The sequence below is a fragment of the Heliorestis convoluta genome (genome assembly GCF_009649955.1).
Lineage (GTDB): Bacteria > Bacillota > Desulfitobacteriia > Heliobacteriales > Heliobacteriaceae > Heliorestis > Heliorestis convoluta.
The window spans coordinates 2,686,214-2,711,143 of sequence record NZ_CP045875.1 but is presented as its reverse complement, the minus strand read 5'-3'; the positions used below and the strand labels follow the sequence as shown (position 1 = coordinate 2,711,143).

The window sequence follows — 24,930 nt, the reverse complement described above, 5'->3', positions numbered from 1 at the left end:
ACAAGGTCCCCTTATCCTAAGAAGAAGCTTTTTTGATCAAACGGTCAAGATACATGAGAACGAGGGTTGAACTGCTTTCAAGCTCCTTGAAATATCTCTCGGCATCACGTTGTCTACCGGCAGCATAAGCTTCTGCGGCGCTTCGAGCGGCAGTGTGGACTTGCTCGTGCGGGCCATTCATGGCAATAAAGTCGGGGTCATTCTTGAAAGGGTTGCGATCGCTAAAGTACCATTTGCCCAAGCGACACTGTTGGTGGGAAGTTAATTCTTCAGAATTAACCTGCCCCTGTCCTTTTAGTAGGTTTTGAATGCGCACTTTCCAAATCAAGTGATCGGATTTGGCCATATTTAGAACTTCCAGACTGGACATTTGATCGATTGATTTGACTTGAATTGTAAACCTTTCCATAGAGGATTGCAGCTCAGCCGCCATGGCACTGGCTTCTTCTGTGCTAGCTGCTACCGTTTCTAAGGCTGCTGTTGTCTCTTCCGTCGATGCGGCTACATGCATCGCATCATTGGCCATATTTTCAATGACGGTGGCGACAGTATTAATCAGTTCAACAATTTTTTCAGAGCCTGCCACTTCATCTTCTGTTAAAGTCACAATATCGCCAATCGCTCTTTCAGTTCCATCAACCGCTTCTACAATATAACGCAGTGATTGGCCTGCTTGGGCTACTACTAGGACACCTTGTTCTGAGGCCCGGCGGCTTTCGTGTGTCGTTTCCATGGCCGTTGAGGTGGCGGTAGCAATTTTCTTAACAAGATTGGCGACTTCTTTGGCACCTTCATTCGATTGTTCAGCGAGCTTTCTTACTTCCTCAGCGACGACAGCAAAGCCCTTGCCAGACTCACCCGCACGAGCCGCTTCGATGGCTGCGTTCAAAGCGAGCAAATTGGTTTGGCTAGCAATGTTGGTAATCATTTCGGTAATAACGCCAATTTGCTTTGAGTAGTCTTCTAAGGTCTTCATCGTGGCTTCCGTTTCTACTGTTTTGTTTTTGATAATTTCCATGCGATCTATCGTCTCAGCGACTGTTTCTTGACCTTTCTTAGCAGCTTCTAAGGTACTGATAGAGTGTTTTTCAGCAATTAAAGCTTGATCCTTGGCCATTTGAATTAAAGAAGAAAGCTCTATCAAGACTTCGGAAACATTGACAATAGCCTGACTTCCTTGATCGGCTTCTTGCGCTACTTTCTGTATGGCATAGGCCACTTCTTGGCTCGCTGTAGACACTTCTTCCGTAGAAGCGGCTGTTTGCTCAGAACCTGCTGCCAGCTCGATAGAAGCTTTGCGCACATGATCAACAATTTCTGCTTGCTGCCCAATCATTTTGTTAAAGATGGCCATCATCTCGCCCATCTCATCGCGCGACTCTACCTTCCCTTGAACGGATAGATCTCCTTCACCGGCTAAAGCCATCAGTTGTTGGACATCTTTCAGAGGATTCACAATCATACGAGAGATGGCAACACCGATCAGAATGCTTCCAAGCAGTGCGCCAAATCCAACAATGGTCATCACCACAGAAGCTGTTGAAAATTCGCGATAAATATCATTATTTAGTTGCTGTGCCACCTCGGCATTATATTCGGCCAACTCTCGGCGCAACTCATTGGCTCTTGTGGCAGGCTCCATTGTGGTTTGCAGGTAATGTTCGTAGGCAGCTTCTTTTTCTCCGATAATGGCTAGCGCCAACGTTCGTAGTAACTCTGTCTTGAACTCTTCCATGCTCTCTTTCAAGGGTCCGATGCGCTCCGCTTCATAAGGCAAAAGGTGCGTTTGTTCATAATCGACAATATCTCGTTCCAAAAGAGCCAATCTCTCTTCAATATCTCGCGCTAAGTACTGCATGCGATCGATATCATCGGTTATGATTAATTCCAGTGTGCGAGCTTCAATTAAACGAGCAAAACCTCGACCACTGTTAAGCCAAAGGATAGGCAATGTACGGTCTTCATACATGTCATGAGCCCGGTCAGACATATTTTTCATGAAGTAAAACCCCGTACCACCGACAATGGTGATGGAGAAGGCCATGAGTAGGAGTAATAAGGTGATCTTCTGGCCTACTTTTTGATTTCGTAACCAGTTCATCTAAATAATCTCCTTTTCGTTTCTTCTTGGATTTATATCTGCTATTAAAAAATTATGTACCAATCTGCTATTTTCCCGAGTTTTAACACACCTATACTTTCTACCCAACTCGTTCGAAATCCTTTTCAAATGAATTGTATTCAGAAAAATAGAAACCACCATAGACCGATGATAAAATGGTCATGGTGGTTTCAAATGGTTGTGCCTGACCGGGCATGGGGGAGAGACTTATACTCTAAGCCTGTCCACCAAGACCGTAGTAACGAAGTTCTAACGCCTGAAGCTCTTCTTCGATTTTTTCTTGATGCTTCTTCTCAACTTTTATACTTTGTAAGATAGTTTCGATTTTCGCTACACTTTCTTCAATTTGCAATTGCAGTCTTTCTTGCTTGCCCTGACATTCCACAATGACAGCTCTTTCTTCGGCAGCAAAAGCAACGGTGCTTTGGAGCAATGCAGGAATTAACTGTTCTTCCAGATTGGCAAGATCTTTTTTGTAGGAATAACCTGTTTGCCAGTTTTTTAGTTTTTGCAAAAACTTCGGTTGTTCATAGCTCGCTTTTTGATCGGCTACAACAGCTTCACCGAGCTTATAGAGGTATTGGAGAGCCAAAAGATGAAGGGGTTCTTCCTCTACGGTACCTTTGAAAAGAGCGCTTTCTTTGATGGCCCCATCACGAACATAGGTCTGGCTTTCTCGAATCTTTTCTAGAAGGCTTGCTCGTGTCATTTCTTCTTTTTTCTGGTTGATGGCCAGCTTTTCTTTCAGATTCGATAGCTCTACTTTGGCTAGTTCTGTCTGTTCTACGAGCTGACCGATGTTGGTCTTGAGGGATTGCAACGTTTTCAGCAGCTTCTGATGATCGCCTTGTAAGTAATTCCAACGTACAACGAGAAGTTCTGTGAAAAGCCCTCTGGAGGGATTTTTGATTTCAGGTAGAACAATCATGGTGATGAGCAAAGGCAAGAGGCGTTGGCGGAAAAGGTTCCCCTGCGAGAAGCTGAGCCAAGAAGTACTGCCTCCAAAAAGCTTTAGCAAAAAAGAAGGCTTGGCGATTACAGATAAGGCTTCTTTTAAATCAATATCCATTAGACTTTCTTCTTCGCGGGCTTCGATGATAGCTGGTAGACTTGGTGGCGCTGTAACAACAGCTGCTGGCATGGGTTCGATGTAGTCCCTATCGCCCCTATCTAGGTGGGCTTCTTTGCTAGGCGCTTCTAGGGCATCTACCACAGAAGCTTCTTGATGGTCTGCGAATTCCGCCCCTTCATCAGGCCTATAGCTAGGCAGCGCTTGGGCTGTTGCTGTTGTTGCGGCTGTTGCTGTTGCCGCAGCGACCCCATCAACCCCATCAACAGGTGCTTCCTCTTTTCTATCTTCGAACAGGATGGGTTCTTTCGAGGCTCCCTCTTTTGAAGCTGTTTCGGCTGAGAGCTTTGACAAGGCTTTCGTAAAAGCTTCAGACAGCGCATCTAAGGTAGCGGCAGCCGCTACTTTGGCTGATCCTTCTTTTTCACTTTCTGTGGCACCATTGTCACAATTTTTGCAAGCCTGAGACAGCTTTTGGAGCTGCCAGAGGGCCATTTTCTCCATGCTGTGGCCTGTAAAGTCTTCTTCTTGTTCATGTAGCAATTGTAAGACACCGTCGGCCATATAATCGGTCAGTTCTAAGAGATCTTCTTCGCTTGCACAGTTCACTTTGCTGATCTGTAAGGTACGGGCCATTTCCAGCAACAAACGTAGTTGCAGTTCTTCATCGGACTCAACTACGAATTCGCCCGCTTTTTCCTTCAATGATTCAAAGTGATGACTTTCATCTTCTGTTTTTGCGACAAAGCTGATTTTGTCAAACATGCGATTGCGCAGGGCTGTCCAGACAGTGACTTCGTTAAAGAGGGTATAGAGTAAGCGCAGATCTTCCCCTTTAAGCCGAATCAATCCTTTGAGCAGCATTTTTCCTTCCAACAGCAGCACCTCCAGTTTTTCTACTTCTGCTTTCAAAACAGAAAAAAGTAACAAGCAAATTGATCCTTTTGGGACATAGATCATTTTCCTGATGACAGGGAAAATTTCCTGCAAATCATCGTGATTTTTTCTTGAATTTTGCTAGAGACTATGCTAAATTGGATATAACTTCAAAATGATAAAAGCAATGAAAGAGAAAAGTAAGCAAGAAACAGCTTTACAGGGAGGAAGCGTCATAGATTGAGAGCGCTTTCAAAGCATGACTGGCTGAAGTTCCCTCTGAAGCTGCTAACTGAACCCACACCTTGGTGGCAAGTAGGTTATGCCGTCATCTTCCGACGTTACAAGGAAGGGAGTATCGGAATGGTACCTTCTTTTCCCGTGCTCTTTGATTGAGGTGAATCCTTTTATGGATTAACCAGGGTGGTAACGCGATAAGCAAAAGCTTTTTCGTCCCTGTAGGGATGAAAAGCTTTTTTTGATCTCTTAGAACAATCAGAGGCAAGGAGATGGAGGTCCTCTTGGCAAGTTCCAGTACTCTAGCAATGAAGTGGCCTTGGTATTTTTACGCCTTGGAAGGAAACTTTGCCCAGAGGAAAAAGGGGTAAAGAACCTTTTAGTGGTAAAAAGACAGGGGCAATGAGGGTGGTACCGCGGAAGCTTGCTTTCGTCCCTGCAGAGGGGATGAAAGTGGGCTTTTTTTGATCATTCTATGGTGGTATGCAATGGTACGGTGGCATTTGCAGTGCACAGGTACGATTCGCTTGGCAACTCGTTTCATCGTTGGTTGTGCCCAACTGGGCATAGCTGATTCATAGGTAAAAAGCAAGAGCGGTAAAGAAAGAATGTATTGAATTATGGGAGGTTTTTCAAAATGATTGTGGTTATGAAGCTTAATGCAACAGAAGAAGAAATCTTAGCGGTAGAAAAAAGATTAAAAGATGGTGGTTTATCAGGACATCTTATTCGCGGTGTCAACCGCATTGTTATTGGCGCCGTAGGCGATGAAAGACAAGTCATTGCTTCTCTTGGTCTAGAAGCTTTGTCAGCCGTTGAAAAAGTAGTGCCTATTATGAAGCCTTTCAAGCTGGTCAGCCGAGAAGCCAAAGAAATGCCAACGATTATAGAAGTAAAAGATGCAAAATTCGGTGGTGAACATCTGGCCATTATCGCAGGACCCTGTGCAGTTGAAAGTATAAACCAAGTCATGACGGCCGCAGAAAAGATCAAAGCAGCAGGCGGTCAAGTCTTGCGCGGTGGCGCCTACAAGCCTCGAACATCGCCTTACGCCTTTCAGGGCATGGAAGAAAAGGGCTTAGAAATATTACAGCAAGCCGGTCACGAATATGGCTTGGCCACCGTTACAGAAGTCATCGATCAGCCGAGCCTCGATCTCGCTTGTCGCTATGTCGATATGGTGCAAATCGGTACACGCAATATGCAAAACTTCCGTCTCTTACAAGCTGTCGGCAAAGTACGCAAGCCTGTTATCTTAAAGCGAGGTCTATCAGCAACCATAGAAGAGTGGCTAATGGCAGCCGAATATATCATGTCTGAAGGCAATGAACAAGTTATTCTTTGTGAACGAGGCATCCGTACCTTCGAGACCTACACACGCAATACCCTTGACCTAAGTGCCATTCCACTGATTAAAGACTTGTCTCACTTGCCCATTATCGTAGACCCCAGCCACGCAACAGGCAGCGCCAAACTTGTTAGCTCCATGGCCAAAGCCGCCGTAGCTGCAGGCGTCGATGGCTTACTCATCGAAGTTCACCCCGAACCATGCAAAGCCCTTTGTGATGGACCACAATCACTCGATCCCGAACAATTCGCCACCCTTACAACAGACCTACGTCGCCTCGCCCAAGCCGTGGACCGCAAGATTTCCTAAAAGAATTATTTATAGGTCTTATCGAAGCTTGTTAGACCTGTTATAATGAAAAAAGTGATTTTTGTCTCGTTTTCGAACTAGAGATGGCTGGATATCTTGCCTTTAATATTATGAGAAAAGGAAGCTGGCCAATTATGATGAATGATTTGCACGAAACGAGAATGAGCCAGGTCTTAGAAGCGATCAAGTTGTTTGACGCCGATGACCAGGAAATGCTCCAGCATGCGCTTTATAATCTTACACCTGAAACACCCGGTATTATCGTAAAGGTTGACGACTCGGAAGAAGAAGAGATCTCGCCCCAGGGTTTGCAGGAGGTAATCGACAAATTTGTACACCTTCAGATTTCATTAACAGCAGGAAAGCGCATCGTCAGGACCTCCATTTTTTCAGAAGGTCATGTACATGACTCTACAATTCATCTAACCTATAGCCCTGCGTTCAAAGGCTTTCTTTTTCCTGTACATTGAATCTTAGGGAAGGCTGAGAAGACCTCTCATCCTATCGATAGTTAAAAAAACGCCAGTAGTTATGACAGATTCATAGCTGCTGGCGTTTTTTGCTTTGCATCACTTATGAAGAAAGAAATGAAGAAAGAAAAAGCAGGGAAAACTTTAACTGTGGTCGTATTACTAAACACAAGCGCTGCTTTGTCAGGGAAAATATGTATCTCCCAGCACTAGAAAATGTATCGTGAAACGAGTGATAAACCAAACTATGACTTTTCAAAAGGAAAAACACTACAAGGCCCAGCCTCAGACAGATGGTTCTAGGCAGTCGAAAGATCCAATCAAGGCGCTCTATGAAGAACGAAGAAAAGACTTTCAAGAAAAGTACAACGAAGCCAAAAGCAAGTTCGATCGTATCGTCTCGCTACGCCTCATTGCAGCCTTCACAACCATCGCACTCTTCGGCTATGGTTACTACTATAATGAACCTATCGCCTTCGGTGGCGCCATTCTTGTGGCCGTCGCTTTTTTTGTTCTTATCCGCAAGCATGGTGAAACAGAAAAAAGCATGCTTTTTTATAAACAGATGGTTCAGCTTAACAAGCAAGCGATACAAAGGCTTCAGGACCAGTGGTACCATTTTCCCAAAGACGGCACAGCCTATCTAGAAGAAGAACATCCCTATGCGGGGGACCTCAATATCTTCGGTCGAGGTTCCTTATTCCAACATATTAACGCAACAACAACCTATGAAGGCGAAAAAAAACTAGCCCAGCTACTATCAGGAGCAATGACGCCTGAAGAAAGGCCGGCAACCGCAAAAGCATCGGCAAAGCAAGAACTACTCCGAACCTTAGAAGAGAGACAACAAGCTGTGCAGGAACTGGCCAACTTGTTAGACTGGCGGCAACAGTTTCAGATCGCGGGCTTAGAAGGTCAACCAAAGACAGAGCAACAGCAAGATCAAGAAAGGCAAACAATAAAAGATCCCCAAAAAATTATTGCTTGGCTAGAAAGTCCACGGATCAAGCTAGGGAAAGCACAAAAACTTCTCATTATCGTGCTACCGCTCCTCACCCTATCTACCTTCATTCTCGCCAACTTTCAAATTCTATCTTCTACCATCCCCACCATACTACTTCTTCTACAAATTATCTACGTCGCCCTAACCGGTAGAGGCACAAATAGCGCCTACAATCTCACAGAAGGAGCCGTTGAAGAGCTACAACGCTACGCCGCCTTGCTACGCAAAGTAGAAGAACAATCTTTCCAAGCGCCTTTGCTAAAAGCGATGAGCGAACCGATTCAACACCATCAAGAAGGTGCAGCAGAACAACTCAAAAAGCTGTCCCAAATCGTAGAATGGTCTTACTTCCGTCACTCGCCAGTACTTCATTTTATACTGAACAACTTGCTCTTCTGGGATCTTCATGTCCTTCAACGACTAGAACAATGGAAAGAAAAAAACGGTACAGCCTTGCAAAGTTGGCTTGATTCGATTTCCCAGTTCGAAGTGCTTTCCAGTCTGGCTATTTTAGCCCACGATCACCCCGACTGGGCCTACCCACAAGTCGTAGAGACAGAGCAAAGGCTACGCATAGAAGCAGAAGAACTGGGCCACCCCTTACTTGGCAATAAGACACGTGTATGTAATAATGCTATCTTTGCCCACAATCAGACCTGGATCATAACAGGGTCCAACATGTCCGGCAAAAGCACCTTTTTGCGGACCATCGGGATTAATCTGGTCCTAGCCTACACAGGTGCACCCGTTTGTGCTCGCGCCCTTACGTGTTCGCCCATGCATATCTATACAAGCATGCGCATACAAGACGATCTAGAAAACCATACTTCCACTTTCTATGCTGAACTCAAGCGAATCAAAGCCATTGTCGATGCTTCACAACAAGATAGGCCCCTTCTTTTTTTGATCGATGAAATCTTCCGTGGCACCAACTCCAAAGATCGCATCGCCGGTGCGAAAAAAGTAATAACGCGTCTAAGCAAAGACAATACCATCGGCCTGGTCACAACACACGATTTAGAGCTGAGCGCACTGGCCGAAGAGAAGGAAGGCTTGATCAAAAACTATCACTTTACCGATCGCATCATCGAGAATCAACTACACTTTGACTATCGTTTACGAGAAGGCGTGTCGACGACTACCAATGCCATGGCCTTGATGAAAATGGTCGGCTTGGAGTAGTCTTTTCGTTGCTTTTTGTTGCACAGAACCTGGAGGAGTCAAAAGGGGGACGAAAAATGGATAAAACTACGAACTCGTTGCAAATAAAAATTATGGTGCCTGTGCTGGTTCTCTTTGCCTTGATTATGGTAGGGATGTCTTTGTTTATCTACAATCAAACGGTGAAGAGCAAGCAGCAACAAGGCATCGTTTTTACGGAGACAGTGCGTCTCTCTTTTGAAAATGCCATGACGGCCCGTCAGACAGCGGAAGAAGTGATGGAGCGAGAAATGCTTGGTCAGGCTGCCTTGCTATCTTTGCTCGTAGAGAAAGGCACCAACCATAACGAACTGGTGCAACTCGCGGAACGAGCCGGCATTGATGAGTTTTGGATTACCGATGGAAGTGGCGTCAATATTTTAACCAATGTAGGGCCGGACATCGATTTTGACTTTGGTGCAGATCCGAAGGGGCAAGCCTATGAGTTTATGGATCTGATCACAGGCCTGCGAGATCAAGTAAGCCAGCCTGCGATGATCCGAGATATTACACCGGATCTGTACAAATACGTGGGTGTCACCGGTTGGTCCGATGAGCGGATTGTGCAAGTCGGTCGCAATGGTCTATTGCTAGAAGCCTTAGAAGAGGCCATTGGCGTCGACTTTTTGTTGGAACAACTGCAAAAAGATCTTACAGGAGAAGTCCTCTTTGCCGGCCTTCTTGATCAAGATGGTACATTTTTAGTAGCTACAAAAGGGGAAGCGTCGTCCTTCGATCTCTTTGACCAAGGAAAAGCCACTTTTTATGAAGGAACCGATATTGCCTTCCTTTCTGGTCATTATCTGGGGATTAAAGCGACCTTTTATCAGGCGCCCTTGCAAGATGGAAAGACACTGGTAATTGCTTACTCGAATGATATCTTAACCTATATTCGGAATACCACGATCATAGCGGCACTGGCGGGCTTGCTGCTCGGTGGTTTGTCACTCTTTTTTATCGTCAATCAGCAAATGAAACCGCTACATCAATTGAATGAGGCCCTGCAAGCGATTCGTGAAGGTGATGGTGACTTAACAAAACGTTTGCAATTCAAAAGCAACGATGAGATTGGCAGCTTGGCTCATTCAACGAACGCGATGATCGAGACATTACAAAAGACATTGCAAAAAGTAAAAGCGGCTACAGAGGAGTACAACGAGGCTTCTCACAATATGCAGAAGATTACGGAAGAAGTATCTATGGCCAACCAGCAAGTGGCCGAAGAAACGCAGCAAGTATCTATGGATGCACAAGAATCAGATCAGAAGCTGAAAGAAATGAACGGACAAATCAATGAAATGGCTTCTTTTGTAAGTCAAGTGGCTCAAATTGCAGAAGAGACAAACAGCTCTACCGCCAAAGCCAACGCTATCGTCAAAAAAGGCCGCACCGTCTTAGCCGATGCCAATGATAAAATTCAGCAAATTGACAATAACAATGAGACTAATAACCAGATCATCGATCGCCTCGCCGCCAAATCAAAACAGATTGAAGATATTTTAATTATGATCAGTCAAATTGCTGCCCAAACCAATCTCTTGGCACTCAACGCAGCCATCGAAGCCGCACGAGCTGGCGAATCAGGAAGAGGCTTTGCCGTTGTGGCTGAAGAAGTGCGCAAACTGGCCGAAGACTCCGTAGGATCGACAGAAGAAATTAGTAAAATTGTTAAAGATATTCAAGGTGAGATTGGCAATATTGTAGAGAAAAGAAGCAAATATAATGAAGATATCAAAGCAGGCCTCCAATCTTTTGGCACTGTCGAAGAAGTTTTCGATCAGATTGATGCTTCTAGCCAAGAAGTGGTAGGGCGTATTATGACAATCACGGAAAAGAACCAACTTTTAGCGAGTCGCTGGGATGATCTGGTTAACCAAGTGGAAGCAGTACGACAGTCTTCTAAGCGCACAGTAGGTAATGCTGAAAACATTGCAGCCGTGACAGAAGAGCAAGCAGCTGCCATGACGGAAATTACCAACTCTGCAGCTTTTCTTGTATCGACATCGGAGGAATTAGATAAAGTTTTGGCCGGCTATAAGGTGTAAGAGCGGCAAAGGGACGTTTAGTTTGTCACGGTTATTTTGTGGTGGGGTCAGGCCTTATTCATTCCTTCCGAACGGACTCATCCCACGCCATGAGCGGCAGCGTAGCTGCCGATGGCTGAGGTCTGAAGTCCTCTCTCCAGGAAGGAATAAGGCCTGACCCAGATATATTTTGCTTGTTGTGACCTGGCCCCTCTATGAAGTACCCCCAACGTAATCAGGGAAAGTTGAGTTTCATTAAATGAGCAAAGATAGCCAGCGCAATCTTTCGATATCAGGGTTATGACACAACTGTGTACTGAAAGACGGATGCATTGAAGCGCCAAAAAGCCTAAAGGTTCCCGGAGAAATGAGGTAGAACCTAATGAAAGATAGTAAAAAGGAAAGCATAGACTCCCCGTTACAGAGCCTAGTCCTCAAAGTAAGAGGCATGACCTGCGCTGCCTGCGTTGCTCGTATTGAACGAGTTCTCAAAAAGCAAAGTGGGATTATTAATGCCAACGTTAATTTAGCCGTAGAAAAAGCCCATATCTACTATAATTCCGATGGCATCGACGCAAGGCAAATCGTAGAAAGAATTGAGCGCCTCGGCTTTGAAGTAGAAAAAGCGCACGTAGAAAGCATTACTGTGCCTGTGCAAGGCATGACTTGTGCGGCCTGCGTAAGGAGATTGGAAAAAGGCTTAGCTAAGCTAGAAGGCATCGTAGAAGTACAAGTCAACTTGGCTACAGAAAAAGCAACGATCCAGTACGAAAGCGAAACCATCGGCTTTGGGCAGATCAAGCGAAAGATTAACGATCTAGGCTATGAAGTTTTCTTAGAAGAGCGAGAAGATGCAACAAACCGAGAAGAAGAGCGCAAAGAGCAAGAATTCAATGATTTAATGAAAGACTTTATCCGCGCTGCTATCTTAACCATCATCGTACTCATCGGTAGCTTGCCTCATATGATGCCCGGCTGGGGAGAATGGGTGCCTCGCTTTTTAACATCTCCGTTAACCTTGCTAGCCCTCACAACACCGGTGCAGTTTCTATCCGGTTGGCGCTTTTATCGAGGCGCTTATAAAGCCTTGTCCCATGGCACCAGCGATATGAATGTCTTGGTTGTCATTGGCACAACAACCGCCTGGGCCTATAGCGCTGCCATGACCATTGCACCTACTTTTTTAACCAACCTTGGCTTTCCCTACCAGCTTTACTATGATGTAGCCACCGTCATCACCACCTTGATCCTCTTAGGAAGGCTGCTAGAAATGAGAGCCAAAGGGAAAACATCAGAAGCGATCAAAAAAATCTTAGGCATGCAAGCCAAAAGAGCGCGCATCCTTCGAGAAGATGGCCAGATCATGGATAGACCGATTGAAGAAGTCCTCCCCGGCGACATCATTCTCGTCCGCCCCGGCGAAAAAATTCCAGTAGACGGCGTTGTTATTAGCGGGCACTCTACCGTCGATGAATCCATGCTCACCGGAGAAAGCATGCCCGTAGAGAAAAAAGAAAAAGACACCGTTATCGGAGCAACCATTAACAAAACGGGAAGCTTCCAATATAAAGCGACGCGCGTGGGCAAAGATTCCATGCTAGCCCAGATCGTCAAGATGGTCGAAGACGCGCAAGGTTCGAAAGCGCCGATTCAGAACATGGTCGATCTCGTGGCTGCTTACTTTGTACCCGCAGTGATCACCATTGCCATTGTAAGCAGCTCTTTGTGGTGGCTTTTTGGCCCAGAACCGTCCCTGATTTTTGCCTTAACCATTTTTATCGCTGTTTTAATTATTGCTTGCCCTTGCGCTTTAGGACTGGCCACGCCGACGGCCATCATGGTTGGCATTGGCAAAGGCGCTGAAAATGGCCTGCTCATTCGAGGTGCCGAAGCGCTAGAGAGTTCACGCAGGCTCAATACCATCGTTCTTGATAAAACAGGCACCATTACAGTCGGCAAGCCATCGCTAACAGACCTTATCGTGGCCCCCGGTTACGATGAAGAAAAAGTGCTTACCTGGGTCGCTTCGGTGGAGCAGGCATCAGAGCACCCCCTCGGGGAAGCCATTGTGCAAGCAGCACAAGAAAAAAAGCTTTCCTTGCTAGAGCCAAAAGATTTTCAAGCCATTCCCGGTCATGGCTTACAAGCGACCATCGAAGGCAAGTCTATCCTAATCGGCAATCTAAAGCTTATGCGTGAGCAAGGGGTAGAAGGTTTTTCTGATGTAGATCTTCTAGAGGTCAAGCCTTCACAGACAAAGTCTTCAGAGGTAAAGTCCTCAGAGGTAAAGTCTCAGGAAGTAGGGACAGCTTTTCTCACACAAGCCAACGAATTGGCCGAAGCAGGCAAAACCCCGATGTTCATCGCCATTGATCACAAGCTTGTCGGTCTCATCGCTGTGGCCGATACAATCAAAAAGACGTCTCAAAAAGCCATCGCCCGCATACAAAGCCTTGGCATAGAAGTGATCATGCTAACAGGGGATAATGAAAAAACAGCCCAAGCCATTGCTCGGCAAGTAGGCATAACCACCGTACGAGCGGAAGTGCTGCCTGAGCACAAAGCACAAGAAGTAAAAAGGCTACAAGAAGAAGGAAAAGTCGTGGCCATGGTCGGTGACGGCATCAATGACGCACCAGCCCTCGCCCAAGCCAACGTAGGCATTGCCATCGGCACAGGCACAGACGTAGCCATTGAAGCTTCCGACATCACCTTAATTTCCGGCGACCTGCAAGGTGTCCCTTCCGCCATTGAACTTTCCAAAGCAACCATGTCTATGATTTGGCAGAACCTATTCTGGGCCTTTGCCTACAACGTTGCCCTCATCCCCGTTGCCGCCGGCGTGCTCTACCCCTTCTTCGGCATTATTCTCAACCCCATGCTCGCCGCCGCCGCCATGGCCTTTAGCTCCGTCTCTGTTGTTTTGAATACCTTACGATTACGCATGTTTACACCCACGGCAGTGGAGTAGGGGGTCTTTTGCCACTCCAAGCATGATATAGTGTATAATGTTAGTAGAAGCTTTCGTAAAAAGGAAAGAACTAAGAAAAAACCATCAAGTCAGCCCGAACAGTGAAAAGCATTGTAGCACTGTACGGGCTTTTTCCATAGAAGTTTATATATACATAGGGAACTCGGAAATGCACCAATAGAAAGTGAGACAGCAAGACAGAAAATGAAAAGATGGAAAGACAAAGTGGGTGAGCGTCATGCCATCAACATCAAAAAATGGTACAGGAAATTTGCAAAAGAAGCTAGTGGCCTACGTGGCCATTGGCATTTTTTTCATAAGCCTTCTTATCTCCCTCGTTAGCATCTACCCCCTCTATCAGCATCTCTGGCACTATGAAAAACAACAACTTCTTTTCAATGTCAGCGCCAGAGCCATGGCAGCCGATCAATACTTGATTCGAGGCAAAGAAATCGCACAGCAAGTAGTCAGTCGTACGCAGATCCGTAACTACTTAGAAAGATACAACAAGAGAGAAGTGACCCTCGACGAGCTGGTTGACTTTAGCTACGACAAGCTAGAAGATGCCATGAACCAGAGTGATGGTGTGATCTTAGGCATCAGTCGCCTAGATCAGCAAGGAAAGCTCGTCATTCAAGTCGGCAAAGCCATCCCTGTCGATCCAGAAACGATCGAAACCATGGAACGAATGAATGAAAAAAGCAAAACCTCGGTAAGCGAGCCTTTCTGGCTTAACCCTACCGATGGCCCTTATCTCATCATAAGCGCCCCCATCATGATCAACGAAAGCAATCAAAGAATAGGCACAGACATGCTACTATTTAAAGCCACAGAGCTCAAGGAAGTCATCAACAATAGCAACAATAGCAACGATAGAACAGGCCAACAAGGCTTCGGAATACTGGGAAAAATAAAGGGGGGACAGTTTCACCCCCTCTTTAGACCATCAGACAATCAATTTTTCTTAGAAAACATTCCAGAAAAGACGCTAGAGAGCCTCCAAGCAGCCAAAGCAGGCGAACCAGCCATACTTCAAATTTCCAACAATTTCAATGAAAAGATTATCGCCTACCAAGCGCTAGCAGAAAGCAATTGGATCGCAGTCGTACAAATGGATCCACAAGAAATCGCCACTCCAATCAAAAAGCAAATCACCTGGATCACCCTAACCATTATCGCCTTAATCACCATTGGCACCTCAGGGATTATCGCCTTGCTCCGCCCCCTAGCCGGTAAAGTCATCATTCACGCCAAAGAACTGGAAGAAGAAATACAAGATAAAACACAAGCCCTCCAAGAAGAGTTGCTACAGCGCCAACAAATGGAAGACCAACTGCGCAAAGCCAAAGAAGAAGCAGAACAGGCCAACCAAGCCAAAAGCCAATTTCTAGCTCACATGAGTCACGAAATCCGCACACCCCTGCACGGCATCAACGGCATCACAGAGCTTTTGCTTCACAGAAACCTTAACCCCAAAGACCGCGAACTTCTTACCATCATCGACGATTCCGGTCACAAACTGCTCAACATCGTCAACGAAATTCTCGACCTATCTAAAATCGAAGCAGGCAAAATGACCTTAGAAAAAGTCAACTTCCATCTGCCCACGATTACAGAAAAAACACTGAACCTTGTCAATGTAAAAGCAGAAGAAAAAAACATAACAATTCAAAGCCACAGGGATCGGAATATCCCACAAACACTTCGTGGCGATGCGTATCGAATACAACAAATCTTACTTAACTTCCTCACCAATGCTATTAAATTTACTGAAAAAGGCTATGTATCTTTGAAAATTGAGATCGAGCCAGCAACGTCGGCTACCTTGCCCATGTCTTCTTTATCGCCAAGTTTATCCCAGAACCTTTTATGGATACGCTTTGAAGTAAGCGATACAGGAATTGGCATCCCTTCAGCCAAGCAAGAAAAACTATTTCGCCCTTTCACGCAAGTTGATGAATCCATGACCAGAAAATACGGCGGCACCGGTCTTGGCTTGTCCATATGCAAAGGCTTGGTAGACTTAATGGGCGGCCACATCGGCCTTACCAGCGAAGTCGACAAAGGATCAACCTTCTGGTTCAGCCTGCCTTTAGAAGTGGTGAAGGAAGAAGAGAACAAGCAAGAAGAGAACAAGCAAGGTGTACTTGTTAGGCAACCAGAGGGGATTCAAGAGCAAGGATTATACGAGCAAGCTGGATATAATGAAAAAGAAATTACCAAGAAAGAAACAATCGAAAAACAAGTAGCAGCAGCATCTACGCGCCTACTACTTGCAGAAGACAACCCCATAAACCAGCGACTCGCCCTTATGCAGCTGAAAAAACTTGGCTATCAGACTGACGTTGTCAGCAACGGCCAAGAAGCAGTCGAAGCACTGCTGCAAAATGACTACAGATTAATCCTTATGGATTGCCAAATGCCAGAAATGGACGGCTTCGAAGCCACCGCCGTCATACGCGAACTCGATAACCCCAAGCACAACATTCCGATCATTGCCATGACCGCCCATGCCATTGATGGCTACGAAGAGCAATGTTTACAAGCAGGTATGAATGATTACCTAACCAAGCCCGTGACCTTGCAAGAGTTAGAGCAAGTTTTGCGGAAGTGGGTTTTGTGAGAAGATATAAGCATGAAAAAAGCCTGCGAACCGCACTGTTGCGAGATTCGCAGGCTTTTTTACTATGTGCAAGCAAAAGAGCCGTCTGAAACTTCTCGTCTAGTCCCAGCAAACCTATCACCAACAACTTACAGAACATAGTTTACAAGGAAAATATATGCGATTAAATCACAGATTATGGTATAATACAAAAAAAAGGGGGTGCTTTAAAAATAGCCAAGAACCGCCCTACTGAAGAAAAAAACAAAATCCATCAACCACAAGATAAAGGCTACAAATTTCTGCTTGCCAGGAAAGAAGTATTTGTCGAACTTATCCAAAGCTTTGTCAAAACACCTTGGGCCAAGATAATCGAAGAAACATCACTTCTACGTATTGACAAATCATTCATTACCCAGGACTTTCAAGAAAAAGAAGCCGATCTTGTCTATCGAGTAAAGCTTGAAGATCGAGATATTATCTTCTATATTCTTATGGAAATGCAGTCTACGGTAGACTTTCAAATGCCCTTTCGACTTCTACAATACATGGTCGAGATCTGGCGAACTGAGCTAAATAACCAAGAACAAGAAGAAGCAAAACGTAAAAGCTATCGCCTGCCAATCATTATTCCAATCGTACTTTACAACGGTAAATACAACTGGACAGCCGTAAAAAGCTTCAAAGAGTACCAGCATGGCCACGAATCCTTTGGAGATCAAATTTTGAACTTTCAGTACATACTAATCGATGTGGTACGTTACTCTGAAGAAGAACTTTTGAAGCTAGAAAATCTTATCGCCGCCATCTTCTACCTCGATCAAAAAGCTGATAAAAATGTTATAATAAGCAAACTAAAAAAACTAAAACCCATCTTAAAAAAGCTTAATCCTATTAAATACCGATTGTTTGTCATCTGGCTCAAGCGAATCGTACAATCTAGATTCAAAGATATGGAACCTGAGAAAGTCGAAGCAATCTTAGCTGAATCGCAAGATAAACAGGAGGTGGATGTGTTGATTACTAACCTCGAACGAGCTCTTGATGAGATGATCAGTGAAGGCAAGCTGGAAGGCAAGCTAGAAGGCAAGCTAGAAGGCAAGCTAGAAGAAAAGCTTAAAGTTGCTAAAAAAATGATATCACGAGGATTTTCAATAGAAGAAATCATGGAACTTACAGAGCTTAGCAAAGAAGACATTGAAAAACTCCAAGAAAAGGAAAAATAAAAGCCTAAAAAGCCTGCGAACCGCACCGTTGCTGGATTCGCAGGCTTTTTACTATGCAATAAAGAACACAAAAGAACCGTCCCCTTGTGTTTCCTAGAACCGGTCCAAGGAATCAACGTTGCATTCAAGTTGACGGTACAACTTCGATCTCTCTTTCGCTTGTCTATGTAATAGAGGTACTTTATGATCAACAAAATCAAAAGCAATTGCATCTTTTTTATCAGCAGCAATTCGCATAATTCGACCAAGTTGTTGCTTTACCTTGGCCAAAGCTCTAGATGGCGTTACCAAAAACAACCGATTCAAGCGAGGAATGTCTAAGCCTTCATCAGCAAGGCGTGTTGCAATGATTAACTGAACTTTGCCATCATTGGCTTTCGCAACGGAGGCTTCTCTTTCTGGAAGCTTTGTTTTCCCCGTTAACAAGAGCACCTTCATAGAAGGACGTAACTCTACCAACATCTTCATTAGAATATGACAATGTTCGACTCGCTCTGATATGACAAGACCGACATCTTGCTCTTTAAGATTGCTCAATATCACTTCCGCAATCAATCGATTGCGATTCAATCAACGACCCCACAAGAGCTTGCAAATCTCTTTCAATTTCAGCACCTGTCGTCGGTGACTTCCCAATGCGTTGCAACTCTTTCAAAAAAAGTCGACGTCCCCCTTCTTTGTCTATCCAATGGAATTTGTTTAACAAAGTGCCTTCCAGTGCACCAATCAGACGCAATTGCCACTTTACAGGCCTGCGCCCATCTCTCAGCGTGACCCGTTCCCAATGTTCAATGCGTGCGATGTATTTACCATCCTTGAGTGGTTTGGGGAAATCAAAATCTTCAAAAGGCAAAGTCCAGCCCTCCCTCACGAAAAAAAGTCTGTCCATTATCAGAGTATGCAGGGGGGAGAGCGGGGTTTCTTGGGAAGGTGAGGGTGGGTTTAATTACCAATAGAAGAGATAAGCAAAGAAGGTTTTGGAAAATTCCAAGAAAAGAAAAGAGAAAAGGATAAAACAGGTTGTCTCAGTCTAAAATTTGAAATCCCTATATAATCTATGCAATACTATATATAAAGCGATATGCAAAATTTTTTTAAGAAAAGGGGACAAAAGTGTCAATAAATGATTAAAAATGAACTAGAGTTAATGCGGAAATATCCTTTGTTTGGACTTTGGCTACTACTTGTTATCGTCCTTCTTGCCATGGCAGTAATTGATACTGCTAGACATGAAATAACACTTTCGCGATTGATTACAAATTTTGGATTTATACTCACGACTTTTGGTACTTATATAGCAGTATCGGATAGCTATAAAAAGCGTTTAGAAAGTAATGCAGAGAGAATTAAAGAATCCAATTTATAACGAAAAGACGATCGTCTACACATAGACCATCGTCTTTTTTTATTTCTCTGGAAGAAACCATAAAAAAAGCCAAAAGAAAAAGAAATCATAACATAATCTCATCTAATCAACATAAATGACCAAATATACCACTTTGCAAAGCTTAAACAAAGCACAAACAAACACGATACATTAATCAAAGGTTCCCCAAACATTCAACATATTACGCAACCCAACACAAACCATCCAACCCAAAAGGAACCTCAGCCCAAAGTAAAGTCCCGGGGCTTTACAGCAGGCGACAAGGGGAGGCAAAGGATTGCATTCCCCTAAAATTATCAAGGAGGAAGATAAAGTATGATTATTAACAACAACATTCCGGCTATGAACACCTATCGTCAGTTGACGATCAACCAGAATGCTTCACAAAATTCTATGGAGAAGCTAGCTTCTGGTCTTCGAATCAACCGTGCAGGAGACGATGCAGCAGGTCTCGCGATCTCTGAAAAAATGCGGGGACAAATCCGTGGATTAGACCAAGCGTCTCGAAATGCACAAGATGGTATCTCATTAATCCAAACAGCAGAAGGTGCCCTTCAAGAAACTCATAACATTCTTCAACGTATGCGTGAGTTGGCAGTTCAAGCTGCAAACGACACAAACACAGAAGCAGATCGTGATGAAATCGCAAAGGAACTTGGCCAGCTAACAAATGAAATAGACCGCATTGCAAATACGACCGAATTTAACACTCAAAAACTTTTGGATGGAACAAAGAAAGGTATTGTAGAACCTCAAGATGCAAAAATAACCCTCCAAAACAATAGTAATGCGAATCTCCAAGTCTCCACTGCAGTAGACACAACTGGCTCTGCAATATCAACAGGAGGGACCATTACAATAACTCGTGTTTCTGAATCAACTGGATTTGAAGCAGGTGATTTTCAAGTTGGAGATCCAGCAAAAGTTGGAATTACTCTAGCAGCAGCAAATACCATCGAATGGGCTACAACATCATTAGCTAACTTCTTCGATGGAGGCGATTTGACAAGTCTTGCAGTTGGAGAAAGTATCACTATCTCTATTAAAGCTGCTGTAGCTGAAAGCAAAGATGTTTCAAGTGCTTTTTCTATGCAAATAGGTGCTAACTCAGGGCAAAATATCAATATTGGTATTAACTCAATGAAAGCTGAAGACTTAGGCATAAGAGACGGTGATGGAAAAGCACTTGATATCGGTGATTACGATAAAGCAACAGCTGCTATTACAACAATTAATAATGCGATAGAACAAGTATCAGCGGAACGCTCTAAATTAGGAGCATTTCAAAATCGCTTAGAGCATACTATCTCTAACTTAGGTACTTCATCAGAAAACTTACAAGCAGCAGAATCTCGTGTACGTGATGTAGATATGGCTGCTGAGGTAATGGAAATGACAAAAGCAAACATTCTATCCCAAGCTTCGCAAGCCATGCTTGCTCAAGCAAATCAAAGACCACAATCTGTACTACAATTGTTAGGCTAAAAAGTAAAAAAAGATGGTTAGGGAATATTTTCTCTAACCATCTTTGCATATCTTATGAGGTGAAGCTATGAAGATATCTGCCTGTATGATTACTAAAAATGAAGAAAAAAATATCGAAAGATCTATACAGAGCTACAAAAATATTGTCAATGAAATTATTGTTGTAGATACAGGCTCAACAGATAAAACAGTGGAAATAGCAGAGGAGTTAGGTGCAAAAGTATACTACTTTGAATGGGTTAATGATTTTTCTAAAGCAAAAAACTATGCTATTAGTAAAGCCAAAGGAAACTGGATTATATTTTTAGATGCTGATGAATATTTCGATGAAAAAAAAGCAGCTAATATACCTAAATTAATTAAAAAATATGGACATGGTAATACAGAAATTATTGCTTGTAAAATGATTAATATTGATGAAGATTCCGGAGAATACATAGCCGATTTTACTCAAGCTCGTATATTTAAAAACTCTAAAAACGTTATTTATGTGAATGCTATTCATGAACGCTTACATTCAATTAATAAAAAAAAGTTAAATGCTGCATATGTAGACGAAAATGAATTGGTTATTTATCATACGGGATATTCAACCAATCGAATCAAACAAAAGGCGGAAAGAAATCTGTCCTTACTATTAAGAGAAATTGAAGATCCACAAGTGAACCCAACCGCGTATCATTTTCTTTCCGACGCATATCTGACACTAAAAGACTATGAAAATGCTATTTACTACGGACGTTTGTACTTAAAACAAAAAGTGGATATGCAAGGATTAAATAGCAAAGTATATCAAAACTTAATCTCAGCCATGGTAGAAGCGAAGTACAGTTGGGAAGATGTATTTGTAACAATAAACGAGGCAATAGAAAAGTTCCCCGATCACCCTATGTTTTATATGTATCTAGCTAGAGCATATCATTTTACACTCCAGTATGAAAAAGCATTAAAAGCATATGAGAAAACTTTAGCAATTCAAGAAAAGTATAAAGGAATTGAAATCAACTTTATAACCGGTAAAATATATGAGATTGAACACCATATGGCATGTATATACGAACTAAAAAATGAAGACGAAAAAGCTCTAAGTTATTACATAGCTGCTTTAAAAAGAAAAAAAGACTATTTACCGGCCTTGCAAGGTTTGTTAAAGTTAATTAGAAATATGTCCGCGAATGAAGTCATAGCCCTATTAAATCAAATCTATGATAAAAATAGCTTAACAAACATGAGCTATTTAGTTGAAGAGTTAACAAAACAACGATTCAAGGAAGTATTAGCTTATTATGTAAGCTGGATGTATAATAAATATAATCATCAAGATTTTTCACTTGTAGTAATGTTTTTAACAAATGGTAAGTATGATCATGCTTTTAAGCATTTTTATGAAGCCTACTTAGCAGAGTACGATACTTCTTATGCAAGATTGGCGATTATTTCAGGTTATTTGAATAATAATAGCGAAGCACTTCTAAAGCTAAATAACGTAGTTAAGCCATCTCAAAAAAGAATTATAGAAGCATTATTATTTCGAGATCAAGAAACATTCTTATATAAAGAAGATCTTAAAGATTATCTAGATATCTTTACAGAAATTGTGAACCTTGAAAAAGAAGTTTTTATAGGTGACTATTTAAGTTTAAAGAATAAGTTTAAAGAGAACATTGGAAACTTAGAAACAGTAATAGGAAACATTTTCAAAGAAAACAGACTATACGAAAAAGCGATAGAACAGTATAAGAAACAGTTAGAAAAAGAAAGTGAAGAAGAAAGAAAATATCTCTGCTTTAATATAGGATACTGCTATTTTAAAAATAAAAATTTTGAAAAATCGTTAGTAAACTTTGAAGAAGCATTAGAAAGCGGATATTTAGAAAATGATATACTGAGCTTTTTACTATGGACACAAGAGCAAACAAATGATAAAGAAATTCAAAGTTTAGCACTAAATCAAATAGACCAGTTTCATAATTTGAAAAAAGAAAAACAAAACGACGTGGATGCTTAGGGGTGTTTTTATGCAACTGGAAATGAATGTACAGGTTTTATCGCAAATACTAACCGATAAGGTCGACACCAAAAACTTAGAGAATAGATTAACTGAATTAAATAAATCAATTAAAGAGCATCCTCCTAAAGAAAAACAAATTTTCCTTAATTTTTGTATTAATGAAAATATAGAAAAAGAACTTAAGTATTCATTGATCGAACAATTAGAAATAGCTCTACAAATTTTAACAAATAGAGGATACAAAACATTTGTTTTTAATTCACAATCAATAGACACAGAATCGTGTAAAAGATTTGTAGAAGTATTCAGAGACACATCAATACAGTACATGGAAAATACAGAAGTTGACCTAGGTGTTATCTGCAAATTACGTGAATCAGAGATCTCTATTATCATGAATGAGGAGTTATTGTTGTACTCATTAATTTTAGAAAAGCCTTTTTTATCGTTGTTTGCAAATGAGCAATCACTAGAATTATTAAATCTAAAAAATGTATTTATAGATAAAGATGGCTTTAATGCAGGAAAAATATTAGAAAAAGTAAAATATATAGAAGAAAACTATGTTGAAGTTAAAAATAATATATTAGAGATTTTTGAAAAGCATAAAAAAGAAATGTCAGAAGACAATAATAAGTCTATGAATAATAATAATTACGACATAGATTATATAAAAAAGCATTTTTCGAACGATATTCATGCATTACTAGAACAAGGTGTGCATGATGAAATTAAGGAAATAATTAAAAAGGTTGAAAAGATAACAGATAATGATGTTGGGTTATATTTAATTAAAGGAATAACCTCTCTAGTAGAGGGTAATCTTGAAGAAGCTATAACTATTTTTAAAGAAGGACGTCTATTGTATAGAAAGAATTTTGACTTAATTTATAACTTAGCATATACACATAAATTGAAGCTCGATTATAAAAGTGCAAAGGAATATTATATAATTGCGTTAACTTTAACAAAAGACGAAAAAATGATTGAAAAAATAAGACAAAGTTTAAAAGAAATCTTGAAACTTCATGAAACATCTGAAGACTGTGAAATTTTAATAAAAAATACTGAAACTAAACTAATGCCAACAATCTCTGATGATATATATTTAAACCGAAAAAACACATGTAGACTTTTACTTGATGAAGATTCACCAGAAGTTAGTATTGTAGTTCTAGCGTATAATAATTTAGAAAAGTATACAAAGATATGTGTTGAGAGTATTCTTAAGAACACCAAAGATATAGATTATGAACTTATATTAGTTGATAATGGATCATCCGATGGTACTTATGAGTATTTTCGATCTGTACCTCACAACAGAAAAAAAATTGTTAAAGTTACGGAGAATAAAGGCGCTTCATATGGTGGAATTATTGGCTTTGAGTGGATGAAAGGTAAATACAGCGTTGGTGTTCCTAATGACGTAATTGTAACCAAAAACTGGCTAACAAATATGATTAAATGTGCTAAATCTGATAAACGTATTGGCTTTATTGTTCCTGTATCAGATAATATTAGCAATTATCAAAGTGTAGATCTAAAATTCAATACTATTGATGAGTTACATGCAAAAGCTGAAAAATATAATATTTCAGATAGAAGAAAGTGGGAAGAACGATTAAGACTTATTAATGCAGTTACTTTTTTTAAAAAAGAGTGTTGGGATATCGTAGGAAAACTGGATTACGGTTTTCATCATGATTTTAGTGATGATGACTTAACGTTTAGAGTTCGGCGTGCTGGATACAAAGCTATTTTATGCAAAGACGTTTTTGTACATCATGCTGGTGTTACAGGATCTAATCAACAGGAAAAGATGAATATGTTAGAAAAAGGTCGAGGTAACTTTTTTCAAAAATATTATGGGATTGATGCATGGGAAGATGTTAACAATTTTGAATTTACCATGATTTCTTTAATTAATCATAAAGAAAAGTGTGGGAATGTCAAACCAGAAATTCTAGGCGTTGACGTGCGATGTGGAACCCCAATCTTAGAATTAAAAAATAAGCTTAGGTATGCTGATGTTTTTGATGCCAAACTTTCGGCGTTTACAACTGAAGCGAAGTATTGGTTGGATTTAAAAACCATATGCGAAGGTGATGTTATAGTTGATCGGATCGAATATCTGCATGAACATTATACCAATAGTAAATTTGATTATATTCTCATTGGTAATCCACTAAACTTTTATAAAGATCCGTACAAACTGCTTGATAATGTTTTGAGGCTATTAAAGCCTGATGGTAATTTGCTTTTAAAAGTTAGAAACAATTATGATGCAAGGTCTCTTTTGCAAATGATGGGCATAAATATTTCTAGTGATCATGATATAAAAAGTTATATTGATATAAATATATTGCATAAGAATCTACAAGAAAAAGCCTATATTATGAAAAATATAATGCCGGAATATCATCAAACTGATGAAAACACATTAAATTATATAAAAAAAATAATAGATACCAATACGGTAGTAAACAAAAATGATGTTTTTAACAAAGTTATGGTAAAAGATTATGTTATTAAAATCGTATCAGAATAAAAGATAATACTGCCTACACAAAGAAACTAACAGAAGCTACAA

At 41.6% G+C, this 24,930-nt stretch carries 15 protein-coding genes and 1 other annotated feature; of the genes, 11 read left to right on the top strand and 4 right to left on the bottom strand.

The annotated features are described in order from the left end of the window. Positions 1–16: 16 nt before the first annotated feature. Positions 17–2,101, bottom strand: coding sequence for a methyl-accepting chemotaxis protein (locus FTV88_RS12920; protein WP_153725994.1), 2,085 nt, complete (start codon positions 2,099–2,101; stop codon positions 17–19). Positions 2,102–2,336: 235 nt separating this feature from the next. After that, positions 2,337–4,067: a hypothetical protein gene (locus FTV88_RS12915; protein WP_153725993.1), complete on the bottom strand. Its 1,731-nt coding sequence runs from the start codon at positions 4,065–4,067 to the stop codon at positions 2,337–2,339. 178 nt (positions 4,068–4,245) lie between these two features. Beyond that, positions 4,246–4,528: a binding site (T-box leader), on the top strand. A 413-nt stretch (positions 4,529–4,941) separates the two neighbouring features. Here FTV88_RS12915 and aroF point away from each other — a divergent pair. From aroF to FTV88_RS12880, 7 genes are all read left to right on the top strand, one after another. Continuing rightward, positions 4,942–5,961, top strand: a complete 1,020-nt coding sequence (gene aroF / locus FTV88_RS12910; RefSeq protein ID WP_153725992.1) for a 3-deoxy-7-phosphoheptulonate synthase — start codon at positions 4,942–4,944, stop codon at positions 5,959–5,961. Between the two features lie 134 nt (positions 5,962–6,095). Then, positions 6,096–6,431, top strand: a complete 336-nt coding sequence (locus FTV88_RS12905; protein WP_162008048.1) for a hypothetical protein — start codon at positions 6,096–6,098, stop codon at positions 6,429–6,431. 247 nt (positions 6,432–6,678) lie between these two features. Continuing rightward, positions 6,679–8,616: a MutS family DNA mismatch repair protein gene (locus FTV88_RS12900; RefSeq protein WP_153725990.1), complete on the top strand. Its 1,938-nt coding sequence runs from the start codon at positions 6,679–6,681 to the stop codon at positions 8,614–8,616. Positions 8,617–8,672: 56 nt separating this feature from the next. Then, positions 8,673–10,679: a methyl-accepting chemotaxis protein gene (locus FTV88_RS12895; RefSeq protein WP_153725989.1), complete on the top strand. Its 2,007-nt coding sequence runs from the start codon at positions 8,673–8,675 to the stop codon at positions 10,677–10,679. A 361-nt stretch (positions 10,680–11,040) separates the two neighbouring features. Next, positions 11,041–13,629, top strand: coding sequence for a heavy metal translocating P-type ATPase (locus tag FTV88_RS12890; RefSeq protein WP_153725988.1), 2,589 nt, complete (start codon positions 11,041–11,043; stop codon positions 13,627–13,629). Between the two features lie 238 nt (positions 13,630–13,867). Continuing rightward, positions 13,868–16,252 (top strand): ATP-binding protein, encoded by a 2,385-nt coding sequence (locus FTV88_RS12885; protein ID WP_153725987.1) that lies wholly within the window; start codon positions 13,868–13,870, stop codon positions 16,250–16,252. Positions 16,253–16,419: 167 nt separating this feature from the next. After that, positions 16,420–17,457, top strand: a complete 1,038-nt coding sequence (locus tag FTV88_RS12880) for an Rpn family recombination-promoting nuclease/putative transposase (protein ID WP_207707962.1) — start codon at positions 16,420–16,422, stop codon at positions 17,455–17,457. A 93-nt stretch (positions 17,458–17,550) separates the two neighbouring features. Here the strand turns inward: FTV88_RS12880 and FTV88_RS12875 are convergent, their stop codons facing one another. Both FTV88_RS12875 and FTV88_RS12870 read right to left on the bottom strand, forming a co-directional pair. Next, complete coding sequence (locus tag FTV88_RS12875; protein ID WP_153725985.1) at positions 17,551–18,027, bottom strand: DEAD/DEAH box helicase; 477 nt, start codon at positions 18,025–18,027, stop codon at positions 17,551–17,553. Beyond that, positions 17,981–18,310, bottom strand: a complete 330-nt coding sequence (locus FTV88_RS12870; RefSeq protein WP_153725984.1) for a hypothetical protein — start codon at positions 18,308–18,310, stop codon at positions 17,981–17,983. The genes FTV88_RS12875 and FTV88_RS12870 overlap by 47 nt, the downstream gene beginning before the upstream one ends. Before the next feature lie 270 nt (positions 18,311–18,580). Here FTV88_RS12870 and FTV88_RS12865 point away from each other — a divergent pair, with 270 nt between their 5' ends. From FTV88_RS12865 to FTV88_RS12850, 4 genes are all read left to right on the top strand, one after another. Beyond that, the gene (locus FTV88_RS12865; protein ID WP_153725983.1) at positions 18,581–18,823 is read left to right on the top strand and encodes a hypothetical protein; all 243 of its coding nucleotides are present in this window, start codon (positions 18,581–18,583) and stop codon (positions 18,821–18,823) included. Positions 18,824–19,159: 336 nt separating this feature from the next. Continuing rightward, positions 19,160–20,329: a flagellin N-terminal helical domain-containing protein gene (locus FTV88_RS12860; protein WP_153725982.1), complete on the top strand. Its 1,170-nt coding sequence runs from the start codon at positions 19,160–19,162 to the stop codon at positions 20,327–20,329. Positions 20,330–20,396: 67 nt separating this feature from the next. Continuing rightward, complete coding sequence (locus FTV88_RS12855; protein ID WP_153725981.1) at positions 20,397–22,337, top strand: tetratricopeptide repeat-containing glycosyltransferase family 2 protein; 1,941 nt, start codon at positions 20,397–20,399, stop codon at positions 22,335–22,337. 10 nt (positions 22,338–22,347) lie between these two features. Further along, positions 22,348–24,888: a glycosyltransferase gene (locus FTV88_RS12850; protein ID WP_162008047.1), complete on the top strand. Its 2,541-nt coding sequence runs from the start codon at positions 22,348–22,350 to the stop codon at positions 24,886–24,888. Positions 24,889–24,930: the final 42 nt, after the last annotated feature.

Coding starts and splice junctions, on each gene's coding strand:
- FTV88_RS12920 (WP_153725994.1), bottom strand. CDS start 2,101: ATGAACTGGTTACGAAATCAAAAAGTAGGCCAGAAGATCACCTTATTA.
- aroF (WP_153725992.1), top strand. CDS start 4,942: ATGATTGTGGTTATGAAGCTTAATGCAACAGAAGAAGAAATCTTAGCG.
- FTV88_RS12905 (WP_162008048.1), top strand. CDS start 6,096: ATGATGAATGATTTGCACGAAACGAGAATGAGCCAGGTCTTAGAAGCG.
- FTV88_RS12900 (WP_153725990.1), top strand. CDS start 6,679: ATGACTTTTCAAAAGGAAAAACACTACAAGGCCCAGCCTCAGACAGAT.
- FTV88_RS12895 (WP_153725989.1), top strand. CDS start 8,673: ATGGATAAAACTACGAACTCGTTGCAAATAAAAATTATGGTGCCTGTG.
- FTV88_RS12890 (WP_153725988.1), top strand. CDS start 11,041: ATGAAAGATAGTAAAAAGGAAAGCATAGACTCCCCGTTACAGAGCCTA.
- FTV88_RS12885 (WP_153725987.1), top strand. CDS start 13,868: ATGCCATCAACATCAAAAAATGGTACAGGAAATTTGCAAAAGAAGCTA.
- FTV88_RS12865 (WP_153725983.1), top strand. CDS start 18,581: ATGATTAAAAATGAACTAGAGTTAATGCGGAAATATCCTTTGTTTGGA.
- FTV88_RS12860 (WP_153725982.1), top strand. CDS start 19,160: ATGATTATTAACAACAACATTCCGGCTATGAACACCTATCGTCAGTTG.
- FTV88_RS12855 (WP_153725981.1), top strand. CDS start 20,397: ATGAAGATATCTGCCTGTATGATTACTAAAAATGAAGAAAAAAATATC.
- FTV88_RS12850 (WP_162008047.1), top strand. CDS start 22,348: ATGCAACTGGAAATGAATGTACAGGTTTTATCGCAAATACTAACCGAT.